General features: G+C 69.3%; 10 protein-coding genes. 7 read left to right on the forward strand and 3 right to left on the reverse strand.

Annotation, left to right across the window (positions count from 1 at the left end):
* Nucleotides 1-6: 6 nt before the first annotated feature.
* Both GD627_RS13055 and GD627_RS13060 read left to right on the forward strand, forming a co-directional pair.
* Complete coding sequence (locus GD627_RS13055) at nt 7-3,411, forward strand: glycosyltransferase (RefSeq protein WP_281349999.1); 3,405 nt, start codon at nt 7-9, stop codon at nt 3,409-3,411.
* Nucleotides 3,408-5,105, forward strand: coding sequence for a DUF5719 family protein (locus tag GD627_RS13060; RefSeq protein WP_152272854.1), 1,698 nt, complete (start codon nt 3,408-3,410; stop codon nt 5,103-5,105). The genes GD627_RS13055 and GD627_RS13060 overlap by 4 nt, the downstream gene beginning before the upstream one ends.
* Before the next feature lie 16 nt (nt 5,106-5,121).
* Here GD627_RS13060 and GD627_RS13065 read toward each other — a convergent pair whose 3' ends face one another.
* Nucleotides 5,122-5,631, reverse strand: coding sequence for a metallopeptidase family protein (locus GD627_RS13065; protein WP_146363632.1), 510 nt, complete (start codon nt 5,629-5,631; stop codon nt 5,122-5,124).
* A 176-nt stretch (nt 5,632-5,807) separates the two neighbouring features.
* Here GD627_RS13065 and GD627_RS13070 point away from each other — a divergent pair, with 176 nt between their 5' ends.
* The 3 genes from GD627_RS13070 to ahcY are packed head-to-tail and all read left to right on the forward strand — an operon-like array spanning nt 5,808 to nt 7,993.
* Nucleotides 5,808-6,227 carry a DUF3499 domain-containing protein gene (locus GD627_RS13070; RefSeq protein ID WP_152272855.1) on the forward strand — a complete coding sequence of 140 codons (420 nt, stop codon included), beginning with the start codon at nt 5,808-5,810 and terminating at the stop codon, nt 6,225-6,227.
* 57 nt (nt 6,228-6,284) lie between these two features.
* Entirely contained in the window at nt 6,285-6,470 is a 186-nt protein-coding gene (locus tag GD627_RS13075) for a Trm112 family protein (protein ID WP_152272856.1), read from the forward strand.
* Between the two features lie 38 nt (nt 6,471-6,508).
* Nucleotides 6,509-7,993, forward strand: coding sequence for an adenosylhomocysteinase (gene ahcY / locus GD627_RS13080; protein WP_152272857.1), 1,485 nt, complete (start codon nt 6,509-6,511; stop codon nt 7,991-7,993).
* Nucleotides 7,994-8,024: 31 nt separating this feature from the next.
* On the opposite strand, the gene GD627_RS13085 is transcribed toward ahcY, so the two are convergent.
* Nucleotides 8,025-8,825: an RDD family protein gene (locus GD627_RS13085; RefSeq protein ID WP_152272858.1), complete on the reverse strand. Its 801-nt coding sequence runs from the start codon at nt 8,823-8,825 to the stop codon at nt 8,025-8,027.
* Between the two features lie 54 nt (nt 8,826-8,879).
* On the opposite strand from GD627_RS13085, the gene GD627_RS13090 reads away from it, so the two are divergent.
* Together GD627_RS13090 and GD627_RS16985 are read left to right on the forward strand one after the other, a co-directional pair.
* The gene (locus GD627_RS13090) at nt 8,880-9,872 is read left to right on the forward strand and encodes a stage II sporulation protein M (RefSeq protein ID WP_152272859.1); all 993 of its coding nucleotides are present in this window, start codon (nt 8,880-8,882) and stop codon (nt 9,870-9,872) included.
* Nucleotides 9,873-9,974: 102 nt separating this feature from the next.
* The gene (locus GD627_RS16985; protein ID WP_343032397.1) at nt 9,975-11,711 is read left to right on the forward strand and encodes a TIGR01906 family membrane protein; all 1,737 of its coding nucleotides are present in this window, start codon (nt 9,975-9,977) and stop codon (nt 11,709-11,711) included.
* Nucleotides 11,712-11,798: 87 nt separating this feature from the next.
* Here GD627_RS16985 and GD627_RS13100 read toward each other — a convergent pair whose 3' ends face one another.
* Nucleotides 11,799-13,607, reverse strand: a complete 1,809-nt coding sequence (locus GD627_RS13100) for an AMP-dependent synthetase/ligase (protein ID WP_152272860.1) — start codon at nt 13,605-13,607, stop codon at nt 11,799-11,801.
* Nucleotides 13,608-13,621: the final 14 nt, after the last annotated feature.

A 13,621-nucleotide genomic window follows, 5' to 3' on the forward strand; every position in this document is an offset into this window, starting at 1 on the left:
TGTGCGGTGGTCGTGGCCCACAACGGCGCCGCCTACCTGCCTGAGACCCTTTCCGCGCTGGCGGCCCAGACCCGGCCGCCGGACTTCTGCATAGGCGTTGATGCCGGATCCACTGATGCCAGCGCCTCACTGCTGCAGCTGGGGCTGCCGGTGGGCAGCCCGGTCATCGCGGTACCGGCGAAAAGCGGCTTTGGCGCCGCCGTGAAGGCCGGACTCGCCGAACTTCCCGCCGGCAGGCGCCCTGCGGGGAACGCCCCTGCCGGTGACGCACCCTCCGGCGACGGCCCCGGAACCGCCCAGGAGTGGATCTGGCTGCTCCACGACGACTCGGCTCCGGATCCCGAGGCGCTGCACGAGCTGCTCCTCGCCGTTGAGCGGGCGCCCTCGGTGACCATTGCCGGTGCCAAGCAGGTGGAATGGACCAATGAGCGGCTCCTGGTGGACGTAGGCGTCAGCATCAGCAAATGGGCCGAAAGGCTCACGCTGATCGACGCCGATGAGCTGGATCAGGGTCAGTACGATTCCCGCAGCGACATCTTTGCCGTGAACTCCGCCGGCATGCTGGTCCGCCGTGATGCCTGGGACCTGCTGGGCGGCTTCGATCCTGCCCTGCCCGGAAGCGGAGACGACGTGGACCTCTGCTGGCGGAACCGGCTGGCCGGAAACCGTGTGGTGGTGGTTCCGGCTGCACGCCTGCGCCACGCCGGCTACCGTTCCACCCCGGCCACTTCCGCGTCCGCCGCACGGCGGGCGGAGATCTTCCTGCGCCTCAAGCACGCACCCCTCTGGCAGGTCCCGTTCCTGGCCGTCGGCGCGGTGCTGGGCGGCATCGGCCGTTTCTTCCTCGGAATGCTGGCCAAGGACCCCGGATATGCCGTTGCCTCGCTGCTCACCAGCACCACCGCGGTCCTGCGTCCGGTGGACCTGTACCGCTCCAGGCGGCGTGCCGCGGCCAGCCGGCGGCGCCCCCGCAGTGCGGTGCATACCCTGCGCAGCAGCAGCAGGGACGTGCGGGAGCACCGGCGGACACAGTCCCGGGATTCCGTCCCGGGGACAGCCGAACCGGCGGGCGCGGAATACGTCCCCAGCGGCGACACCACGGACGACTTTGCCGCACTGGATGGACCGGACCGGACCGGGGCGGGGGTCGGGGCCCTCGCGGCGGCCCTGCTGCTGACGGCTTTTTCGCTCGCAGGACTGCACCGGCTCATCGGTGCCCCTGCCGCGGCCGGCGGGGGGCTGCTGCCGCTGGGACAGGGCATCAAGGACATCTGGGCGGCCGCAACCGGCTGGTGGGCACAGCTCGGTTCGGGTGCCCCCGCCCACGGTGACCCGTTCAACTATGTGCTCTCCCTGTTGGCCATCGCCGGATTGGGCAACGGCAACGCGGCCGTACTGGTCCTGCTGCTGCTGGCACTGCCCCTGGCCGGGCTGAGCGCCTGGTGGGCGGCCGGTGCCTTCACCGCAAACCGCTGGCTGCGTTTCTGGGCAGCGATGTTCTGGGCGTCCGTCCCCGCGTTCCAGGTGGCTCTGGGCAGCGGACGGCTCGGAGCACTGCTGGTCCATATCCTTCTTCCCCTGACCGTGCTGGCCATGGCCCGCGCCGTGGGTGCAGGTGCTCCGCGGAGGAGAACCCCGCCCGCCGGAACCGCGTCCTGGACCGCCGCAGCAACCGCCGGCCTTCTCCTGGCCGCGGTCAGCGCCGCAGCGCCGCTGGTCTTCCTGCTGGCCGTAGCCGCCGTGGTTTTCCTGACGGCGGGAATGCGGCGCCGCGCAAAGACCCTGTGGTGGTCGCTGCTGCCCTCCGCCGCCCTCCTGGTTCCGCAGGTCCTTTCCGCGGCGCCGAACCTCCGCGCCGTCGTGTCCGATCCCGGAATGCCGCTGGCCTTCACCCGGTCCGAGGCCTGGCAGCAGCTGCTCGGCTATCCGCTGGCCTTTGACCCGGAGGGCACCCTCGGCGGACTGCTTCCGGACGGCCCCTGGCCTCTGGTCCTGGCTCTCGTGGTCGGTGCTCCCGTGGTGCTGCTGGCCGCCGTCGCCCTGTTCCGCCAGCGGTCCGCCCGCTTGGCGCGCCTCACCTGGCTGCTGGTCCTCACCGCTCTGGCGCTCAATGCCGCCGCCTCCTACCTGGCCACCGCGGCCGCCGCGGATGCCATGGTGACGGCCTTTACCGGTCCGTTGGTCTCCGCCGCCGTACTGCTGCTGCTCTGCCCCGCCCTGGCTGCCGCGGGGGACATGCCCTCCGCAACCCGCCGGCGCGGAATGGTCCGCAGCAACCGTGTCCTGGCGGTCGCCCTGGGAGTGGTGCTGGCCGCAGGCCCCGTCGCCAGCCTGGGCCTCTGGGTTGTCCCGCAGTTCACCGGCAGCGGTTTCCCCGGGACGCAGGCCCAGGACAGCGCCGCCGGCATCCTGCCCGGAACCCAGTCTGCCGTCCGGGCCGCCGAGGACCGCAGCCTGCCCGCAACCGCAGCCGACGCCGGCAGCGATGCGACCCAGTCACGCAGCCTGGTGCTGCACGTCGACGGCGAGGGCAAGGTATCCGCCGCGCTGATGCGGCGCGGCGGCACAACGCTTGAACAGCTGTCCACCATCTACGCCGCCCGCGGCATCCAGGGCGGCCCGGGCGATGAACGCCCGGCTGCCGATGACCCGGCCACCGCAGACCTCCGCCGGGCGGTTGCCGTCATCACTGCCGGTACCGGAGTGGACCCGCGGGCGGACCTGGAGCGGCTCGGCGTCGGCTTTGTGGTGCTGCAGGAATCCGACACCGCCGCGGAGCTGCTCGCCGGGCGCATGGATTCCGTGCCCGGACTGTCCGCAGTAGGGCAGACCGGTTCCGGATGGCTCTGGCGCGTGAACGGACCGCTCAGCGACACCGAAACGGCAGCTCCGGCCGGAATCGGTGCCCGGGTCCGCATTGTGAATGCCGACGGCAGCACGGCGGCTGCGGTTCCCTCCGGAGCCGAAAGCGTCAGCACGTCCCTTCCGGCAGGAGCCGAGGGGCGCCGGCTTGTCCTCGCCGAACGCGCCGATGCAGGATGGCAGGCCACCCTGGACGGCCGGGAGCTGACCGCCGTGGACGAGGGATGGGCGCAGGCCTTCGAACTTCCCGCCGACGGCGGGGAGCTGCGCGTGGATTACGTCAGCGCTGCCTCGCCCTGGCTCGAGTTCCTGCAGATCCTGGTGTTTGGTCTGACACTGCTGCTGGCACTGCCGACGCCGGCAGGCCGCACCATGCACCTGCCCGGCAAACGCGAACTCCCCGAGGCGCAGGTCCCGGCTGAGCCGCAGCCCGCAGCCGGCCCGGCCCCGCGGTCCGCGGAGCATATGGTGCTGGTCCACAATCAATCGGTCCCGTCCGGTACCGGCCCGCAACGGGAAGCCCGGACCCCGGAAGGAAGCCAGCAATGAGCAGGGACAAGACGGGCAGCGAGGCGGGGGAACCGCAGCCGGCCGCCGCGGACGAGGGGTCAGGGACCGGCGTTGGGGACTCCGCCGCCGGGACAGGCACGGACCGACGGGCGAAAACCCGACGGGCGGAGGCCGGACGGGCTGAGGCCGGGCGTGGACGGACCGCCGGGCGCTGGGCCGGGGGCATCCTGCTCCTGGCCTGCACCGGCGCACTGGCAGCGGGCACAGCCGTTGCGGGCGTCGGAACATCCGGCGGCGCCGTCGAGGTTCCCTTTGCCGAGGTGCCCGCCGGGCCCCTGACCGGCGTCTGCCCGGAGCCGCCGCGCCTGCTTTCGGGCAACGTGGCCGGCACGGATGCCGAGTTCAGCCCGGAATCCAAGTCGGCCAAGTCCGTAGTGAGCGCCGTCGTCCTGGCCGCTGCGGGAAATCTGCCCCCGGCGGCCGAGCTGTCATCCGTTCCCGACGGTGCTGTCCTTAAAGCCGTCGGCGGCGGAACAGGCGTCCCCCTCGCCGGGGACCGGACCGCCGGCGTCGTGCGTGACCAGCCGGTTTCCGCGGCGTCGCTGTTGAGTGCGGAGCCGGACGGTGAACTGCAGGTCACCGCCGGTGCCGCCCTGACCTATACCGCTGCGGACGGCGACCTGGCCGGCCTCACCGCCGCCGCCTGCCAGGCGCCGGCTAATGACCTGTGGCTGGTCGGAGCCCGCACCAACGTCGGCGCCTCCGCGGTGCTGCAGCTGACTAACCCGTCCTCCACCCCGGCCGACGTCGATCTGGAGTTGTACGGTGCGTCAGGCCCCGTGGACGGCCCGGGCAGCCGGGGCATCGCCGTGGCGCCGGGTGAAACCCGGTCCGTGGTCCTGGCCGGACTGGCAGCCAATCAGGAATCCCTGGCCGTCCGCGTGCGCAGCTCCGGCGGACCTGTCGCGGCAGTGATTTCACAGAACCAGCTGCGCGGGCTCACCCCCGGCGGAGTCGAACTGATCCAGCCCACGGCAGCGCCCGGCCCGGCCCAGGTGGTCACCGGCGTCAGCATCCAGGATCCGGAGGCCACGCGCCGGCTGGCGAAGGAGGACGGCTACGCCTCCGTCACGCCGTCGCTGCAGGTTGCCGTTCCGGGAGCCAGTGACGCCGTCGTGAATGTCCGCGTCTTCGGGGCCGACGGCGAAGTTCCCCTGGAGGGCGGCGGAAGTTACAACGCGGCGGCCGGCACGGTCACCCGGCTGCCGCTGGACACGCTGCCCGGAGGTACCTACACCCTCGACATTTCCTCCGATGTGGCAGTGGCCGCGTCGGCCGTGTTCAGCCGGGGCTCGGATGCCAAGGTTGGCACCGACCTCGCCGTCGCTCCCGCGGGCGAACGCCTGGGCAGCGAGCACCTGGCGGTGCTGCCGTCCGCGGACACCACGCTGTCCTTTGCCGCGCCGGGCGGTGCCGCCGAGATACGCCTTGCGGCGGTGTCCGCCGACGGCGTCCTCCTGGAGGAAAAGACGGTGCAGCTCAACGCCGGCTCGAGCATTTCCGTCCGCCCGGGGGGCCTCGGCGCGTCCGCGGCCGCTGTCCTGGTCAGTGCCACGGGGGCCCCCGTCTACGGCGCACAGGTCCTCACCGCGGGAGACACCGGAATCAGCGTTATGGTCCTGCCGCGCGGCACCGTGGGCGGCAGCCGCGTGCAGGTGGGTGTGGGCTACTAGCCGCTGCTGCCGAGCGTTACAGGGGGCGGAACCGCCCGTACGCCGGGTCGACGGTTTCCGGATCCATTCCCATCAGTGCCGCCAGCTGCTCCACGATGACCTCGTGCACCAGTTCGCTCACGGGCAGCAGCGAGCCGGCAGCCGTTTCAACCGCGTGCCGGTAGACGGTGATGACCGCCGGCCGGTTCGGAGCCGGGGGCGTCCCTGCGCCGAGCGGAATGGGGCCGCCGGAGCGTGCCAGCTCCTCCAGCCCCGGGGGAATCTCCTCCACCACAAACTGGTAGGCCTGGATCCGTTCGCCCCAGAGCCGTTCCAGCCGCTGGGCGGATTCCAGGACCCACTCGTCGAACCGTTCGGCGCGGGTACGGGCCCCGGCCAGGTGCGGCGGAATCACGTCCCCGCGCAGCCCGCGGCCGTGCCGGTTGCGCCGGCGCTGCCGGAAGGAGCGGACAGGCGCATCGGAGGAAACGGCTGTGGCACTCGCATCATTGTCGAGGCGCACCCGGAACGAAGATCCCTGGAACATGTAAGAACTCTAACTGCTGGCACGGCCCCGGGAACCCCTTTTCCGCCACGGGGAGGGGGAGCCCCGGTGGGGAGCCGCGGTGCGGACCGCGGTGCTGACGGCCGCGGGCGTCCGGCGGACTCGGCTCCGGCGCGCCTGCGCGGGTGCCGGCAGGTGAGCGGGTACAGTGATTCTCCGTGGAATCCTTACGCCAGTGCTCCCGGTCAGCCTGCAGCCATCCGGCCGTCGCTACCCTGACCTATGTATATGCCGATTCCACCGCGGTGCTTGGCCCGCTGGCAACCTATGCGGAGCCGCACTGCTACGACCTCTGTGCGGACCACTCGGCCCGCCTCACGGCTCCGCTGGGATGGGAGCTTGTGCGCCTGAACATGGAGGGCCGTCCGCGGACTCCGGGCCGCGACGAGCTCTCCGCCCTTGTGGATGCGGTCCGCGAGCAGGCCGCGAAGGCCGCCAAGGAGGATGCGCCCGAGCCGTCCCGCGAGGGCAGGCAGCCCCTGGAACGGCCGGCCGAAACCCCCGGAGCCCGCAAGGCGCACCTGAAGGTCCTGCGCGACCCCAACCCGACACCTCCTTCAGAGCCGTCCAGGCGTTAGGCTTGCTGTGATGTGCCGCCCACCGCGGCACCCGATGTACAAGGAAGTGCTGTATCAATGGCCAGACTGACAGCCGGACTCCTCGCCGTCCTGCGTTGCCCCGTCACCGGATCCGCTCTCGTCGAGGACGGTGACGAGCTTGTGTCGTCCGTTCCCGGTGCGGACGGCACCCCGGTCCGGTACCGCCTGGAAGAAGGAATTCCCGTTCTGCTGAAGGCCGCCGCCCCTCGGCAGGAGGGCTAAACCGCCCGGTCCCGCCGTGAACCCGTAAGGATTCCAGCGTGAGCATTGACTTCAAAGTAGCCGACCTTTCCCTAGCCGTTGCCGGCCGCCACCAGATCCGCCTGGCCGAACACGAGATGCCCGGCCTGATGGCGTTGAGGCGCGAGTACGGGCCGAGCCAGCCGCTCGCCGGCGCGCGCATCGCCGGGTCCCTGCACATGACTGTCCAGACCGCGGTGCTCATCGAGACGCTGACGGCCCTGGGCGCCGAGGTGCGCTGGGCCTCCTGCAACATCTTTTCCACCCAGGATGAAGCCGCCGCGGCGGTGGTGGTGGGCAGCGGAACGGCCGACGAGCCCGCAGGGGTTCCCGTGTTCGCCTGGAAGAACGAGTCCCTCGAAGACTATTGGTGGACCGCCGAGCAGATCCTTTCCTGGCCCGAAGGCTCCGGGGGACCGAACATGATCCTGGACGACGGCGGCGATGCCACCCTGCTGCTGCACAAGGGCGTGGAATTCGAAGCCGCCGGATTTGTCCCGGAGAATCCGCAGGACAATGACGAGGACTATTCCTACGAGTTCACCGTCATCCTGGACCGCCTGCGCCGCAGCCTCGCCGAACACCCCGGGAAGTGGACCGAAATCGCCCGGGGCATCCGCGGCGTCACGGAGGAAACCACCACCGGCGTCCTGCGCCTGTACCAGCTGGCCGCCGAGGGCAAGCTCCTGTTCCCCGCCATTAACGTCAATGACTCGGTCACCAAGTCCAAATTCGACAACAAATACGGCATCCGGCACTCCCTGCCGGACGGCCTGAACCGGGCCACCGACACCCTGATCGGCGGCAAGGTGGCCGTGGTCTGCGGGTACGGCGACGTCGGCAAGGGTGCCGCGGAGGCGCTGCGCGGGCAGGGCGCCCGGGTCATCGTGACGGAGATCGACCCCATCTGCGCCCTGCAGGCCGCCATGGACGGATACCAGGTGGCGACGCTGGAATCCGTCCTGGACTCCGGGGACATCTTCATCACCGCCACCGGCAACAAGGACATCATCATGGCCCGGCACATGGCCGCGATGAAGCACCAGGCCATCGTGGGCAATGTGGGCCACTTCGACAACGAGATCGACATGGCGGGCCTGGCCCGGGTTCCCGGAATCCGGAAGGTCGAAATCAAGCCCCAGGTCCATGAATGGGTGTTTGATGAAGGCACCGACGCGCAGCGCAGCATCATCGTCCTCTCCGAGGGGCGCCTGCTGAACCTGGGCAACGCCACCGGGCATCCGTCCTTCGTGATGAGCAATTCCTTTGCGAACCAGACCATCGCCCAGATTGAACTGTTCACCAAGCACGGGCAGGTTGGGGCGGACGGCAGCCCCGAGTACACCAATCAGGTCTACGTGCTGCCCAAGGTGCTGGATGAGAAGGTGGCGCGCCTGCATCTGGGAGCCCTCGGCGTCGAACTCACGGAGCTCACCAAGAGCCAGGCGGACTACCTGGGCGTCGACGTAGCCGGGCCCTATAAGCCGGAGCGCTACCGGTACTAAGCCGCCCCGGGCCGGGGGATACCCGGCCCGGCTAGTCGCCGAACGGCATCCGGTGCAGCCGCTCGCTCAGGGCACCGGCCTGCCGCCGCTGGCGGTCCAGCCGGACGTAGTCGCGGTCCCGGCGTTCGGCGACGACGGCGCGGAGGTAAGCCTCGGGGTGCGTTCCGGGCGGCGGCTGCGGGGACACATGGGACGTGGTTTCCCCGGCAAGTTCGGCGGCAAGCACCGTCCTCGCCGGACCGGTCATCCGGCCGCTCTGGGCCAGGAACCGGGAGATGCGGCGGGCCAGCCCGTCCGGCAGCCGCCCCATATCCGCGAGATCCGCCCAGCCGGCGAGCTCGGGCGGTGTTTCCACCAGCTGCGGCAGCGGCGCAACCACCCGGTCCCGGAGGGCGTAGGTGCCGGCCAGGAGATCCCCGAGGCGTTTGGATTTGCTGTTGAACAGCGCCACCATAAAGGCCAGCGAACCGGCCAGCATGTAGATCTCCAGAACCGCGGTGAACGAGCGGATGATGGCGTGCCGGAAGCGGACCGAACCGCCGTCGTCGCGGACTATCCGCAGCCCCATGGCCAGGCGGCCCAGCGACTTTCCGCGCGTGAGCGTTTCCACCGACGCAGGAACCACCACAAACAGCAGCACCACCAGGCTCAGCGACACTGCCTGTGCCAGGGCCGGGTCGGATTCCTCCAGGGCCCTTGCAACCAACAGAATCAGGGCGGCAAACACGAGGATCTGGACAATGACGTCTATCAAGGCACTGACCATCCGTGCGGCGAAGCCGGCCGGACGCAGTTCCAGGACCACTGCTTCGCCGGTAACAATGCTGCTCATTTATGCCCTTCCGAGGTGATGGGCACCACTGTACCTACCCGTTAGGGTGTAACCGTGGACCTTGACGCCTTCACTGCCGTGCACAGCGATGACTGGAAACGACTGGACGAACTGGTTGCCCGCGGCCGCCTCAGCGGCCCGGAAGCCGACGAACTGCTCCGGCTTTATCAGCGTGCCTCCACCCATCTTTCCATCGTGCGCTCGGTGGCTCCCGAAGGGACACTTTCCGCTTCCCTTTCCATGCGGCTGTCCCGGGCACGGACCCGGCTCACCGGCAGCCGGTCCAACGTCATGGAGGACCTGGCCAACTTCTTTGTCCACTCCCTGCCCGCGGCTTTCTACCGCGTGCGGTGGCTCACCGCGGCCGTAGGTGCGGCGTTCATCCTGGTGGCGTGGCTGACCGGCATCTGGGCCGTGAATACGCCGGGCGTGTTGGCCGCTGTGGGATCCGACGAAGAGGTCCGCCGCTACGTTGAAGAAGACTTCGTCAATTACTACTCCGAGAATCCCGCCGCCTCGTTTTCCGGCATGGTGTGGACCAACAACGCCTGGATTGCGGTCCAGGCGGTAGCTTTCGGCATCACCGGAGTGTGGGTGCCCTGGATGCTCTACCAGAACGCCGTGAGCCTGGGAGTCAGTGCCGGCATGATGGCAGCCCACGACCGCCTTGACGTCTTCTTTGTCTACATCCTGCCGCACGGGTTCATGGAACTGACCGCCATCTTTATTGCCGGTGCCGCGGGCCTGCGGATCTTCTGGGCGTTCATTGCCCCCGGACGGCGTGCCCGGACGACCTCCGTGGCGCAGGAAGGGCGCTCGCTCATGACCGTTGCCCTTGGACTGGTGGTGGTCCTGTTCATCTCGGGGCTGGTCGAGGGGTTCGTCACGCCCAGCCCGCTGCCGGCTTGGCTCCGCCTCAGCCTCGGGTTCCTGGTGTTTGCCGCGTACTGGGCCTACACGCTGATCCTCGGGCGCAGGGCCTACCGGGCAGGCTACCGCGGTGACCTGACAGCGCGCGACGCCGGGGCGTACCTGCGCACCGCATAGGGGCTCAGCACGGGGTGGCGGTGCAGCCGACCCGGTGCTGTCCCGGTAGGGTCGAAGGTAAGACCAGCGGACAGCAAGTTCAGGGAAGTGAAAGAGGAAGCAGTGGCAAGCCAGGACGAAACCCCCACGCATCGAACGACGGCCGGAGGGGAACCGCCCAACGGGACCGAAGCTTCAGCGTTCTCCCCGCAGAGTGCAACCGGCTCAAACGACGGCTCCCGCGAGGTCACCCCACCCGGGCCGGCCGGCACGGACGGGCACGAGGACTGGGACGCCGAGTTCGATACCCTCGCCGGTTCCGGGCAGGCCGGGGATGCGGCGGCGACGGACGGGGCAGCCGACGCGCCCGACGCCGTTGAAGCCCCGCACGCTGTCGAAGAGCCCCACGCTGTTGAAGACCCTGCCGGTGACGCAGCCGAGGTGCCCGACGCGGTCGAAGAACGTGATGTTGCTGAAGACCCCGACGTTGCTGAAGACCCCGACGTTGTTGAAGGACCCGGCCGCGACGCGGTAACCGGCGCGCCCGACGCCGCCGAACCTGACGTGGCCGAACACTCCGCCGCCGAACACGACGCCGTCGAACACGCGGCCGCCGACAGCCGGCCGGAGGACCCGGAGGACCCGGCGGATCCTGACGCGTCCGCACCCGCGTCCCCCCTGCCCGACACCGGATCCGGACATTCCGGGACCGCAGATCCAGCAGACACCACCGGCATCCCGGGAACTGTCCCGGGCGGGCACCCGTCGGTCGCCCAGCGCAGCCATCTGCCGATGCGCCCTGCCAGCACCCTGCCGGACCTGAGCGCCTATTCCTCCGGCGCGGAGGACGGCGATGAGGATTCCAGCGACCGAGGCGCTCCCGCCGCGGACGCCTCCGCCGAGCAGGACAACGCCGCCGGGGAAACGGCGGGGGAGGCCCCGGAGCCCGCCCGCACCGCCCTCACCCCCGTCGTGGCCGCCCCTGTCGCAGCCGGCTCCAGTTCCCGCGTACGCGGCACCGGCACCGGGCGCGGCAAGAACGAGGCGGACTACGCCGACGGCGACGCCGACCCTGCACTGTCGGAGGCGGAAGCCCAGCGGCGTGCCCGGGAACGGGAAAAAGCAGCGGCCGGAAAACCCGTCCTGGCCCGCGTTCTCCAGGTGATGATCGCCGTCTTCTTCCCGATCATGGTGATTGCCGCCGCCATCCGCGCCGTGGCGACCCCGTTGTTCCTCTGGGTCGAGTACCACCGTCCCGGTTTCCCGTCAGACAGCTTCGGTTTTTCCACCGATGACCGGATGACCTACGGCTCGTATGCCATGGACTACCTGCTCAACTGGAGCGGCTCGCGCTACCTGGGGGATCTGGTCGGAGACGGCGGGCAGCCGCTCTATCTCAGCAGCGAAGTCAGCCACATGGCGGACGTCAAGACGGTGCTGACGGTGGCCTTCGTCGCTGCAACCGTGATGGCCGTCCTCAGCCTCGTTGCAGCGCTTTACCTGCGCCGCCGCAGCCCGGGCGGGATCCGCCGTTCGCTGTTCTCCGGCGCGGTGGTGACGCTGGTGCTGATGGCCGTTCTCGTGGTCCTTGCGGTCCTGGGCTGGGAACAGTTCTTCACCCAGGTGCACACCATTTTCTTCGCGAACGGCAACTGGACGTTCCGCTTGGACGACACGCTGATCCGGCTTTTCCCGTCCCAGTTCTGGATGGACGCCGGGATCACCATTGCCGCCCTGGTGCTGCTGACCTGCATCGTGGTCCTGGTGTGCTGCTGGCCCACCCGGGCACGGCGGGAACGCGTACGCAAGGCGCGCGAGGATGCCCGCCGCCGCTACGCACAATCCCTCGAAGCACTCTAGGAATCCTGCTCCGGGATTCTGCAGGAAGAATAAATCCCCCGTACCGGCATCGGTACGGGGGATTTTTCCAACTGCGGTGCGGCCGGCCTACTTTGCGTAGAGCTTTTCCACTACGTCGGAGTAGTCCGCAATCACTGCATTGCGGCGCAGTTTCAGCGTGGCCGTGAGATGGCCGGATTCCAGGGTGAAATCCTTGGGCAGCACGCTGAACTTGCGGATCTGCTCGGCCCGGGACACCGTGGCGTTGGCGGCGTCAACGGATTCCTGCAGCAGCTGCTGCACCCGGGGATCATCGGCGGGGATGCCGTCCGGGGCGCCGTTCTCACGGCTCCACGCCTCGAGGGCCTCGTCATCCAGGGTGATCAGTGCGGACACAAACGGGCGCCCTTCGCCCACCACAATGGCCTGTGAGACCAGACGGTTCTCGCGGATCTTTTCCTCCAGCGGACCCGGTGCCACGTTCTTGCCGCCGGCGGTGACCAGCAGGTCCTTCTTGCGGCCGGTGATGCGCAGGAAGCCGGCATCGTCGAGGTCCCCGACGTCGCCGGTCTTGAACCACCCGTCGGTGAAGGCCTCGGCGGTTGCCTCGGGATTGCGGTGGTAACCCTTGAAGACCACGGCCCCGCGGACCAGGACCTCGCCGTCGTCGGCAATCCGGATGGTGGTGCCCGGCATGGGCAGGCCAACCGAGCCCACGCGGGTGCGAGACACCTGGTTGACGCTCGCCGGGGCGGTGGTCTCCGTCAGGCCGTAGCCCTCCAGCACGGTGACGCCGCAGCCGCGGAAGAAGTGCGCCAGCATCGGGCTCAGGGCACTGGCTCCGGAGATGGCGAATCTTGCGTTTCCGCCCAGGACGGCGCGCACCTTCGGATAGAAGAGCCGCTCGAACAGGGTGTGCTTCAGCGTCAGCGCCACCGACGGGCCCCGGCCGCCGCGGGCGGCGGAATCCCGGGCTTCGGAATAGGCGACGGCGGTGGCGGCGGCGGCCGTAAAGGCCTTCCCCTTGCCGGCGGCCTCGGCGGTGGCCTGAGCCCCGCTGTAGATTTTTTCAAAGATCCGCGGCACGGCCAGCAGGAAGGTGGGGGAGAAGGATTTCAGGTCCGCCATCAGATCCGAGGCGCTGCCCGAGTGGCCCACCTTGACCCCGGCATGCAGGCAGCCGACCTGGACGGCGCGGGCGAGCACGTGGGCCAGCGGCAGGAACATCAGCGTGCTGGGGTTCGGAGCCTTAAGCATCTCCGGCAGCACCTCACGGATGTTGACGCCGAAGAGGGCGAAGTTTCCGTGCGTGATTTCGCAGCCCTTGGGCCGTCCGGTGGTGCCTGAGGTGTACACCATCGAGGCAGTGTCACTGAGCTTCGCGGTGCTGCGGGCTGCCTCCAGCGTGTCGTCACTGACACCTGTGCCGGCGGCGGCAAGGGCGGTGAACGTATCGGCGCCGTCGCCGTCGTTCATCAGCCAGATGGAAATCTCCCCTTCAAGGGCGGAGGCGGCGGTCAGCACGATGCCGGCTTTGCGCTCATCCTCGACAAACACGTGCCGGGCGCCGGAGTCTTCGAGGATCCACTCCACCTGGGACGGTGAGGACGTTTCATAGATGGGGACGGTGACGGCGCCGGCGAACCAGTTGGCCATGTCCGCCACGGTCCATTCGTAGGAGGTCCGGGACATGACGGCAACGGTGTCTCCCGGGCGGACGCCGGACCCGATCAGGCCCTTGGCCAGCCGGGTGACTTCCTGCAGGAACCGGGCGGCGGTGACGTCGTCCCAGCTGCTGCCGTTCTTGACCGCGTAGAGGACACGGGAAGGGTCTTGACGATGCATCTGGAGCAGCAGATCCGTGATGTTCGAATCTTCGGGAAGGCTAACCAGGAGGTCGGTGGCGGATTCGCGCACTTCGTCCTCTCTTT

The organism is Arthrobacter yangruifuii (assembly GCF_009192775.1).
Lineage (GTDB): Bacteria > Actinomycetota > Actinomycetes > Actinomycetales > Micrococcaceae > Arthrobacter_B > Arthrobacter_B yangruifuii.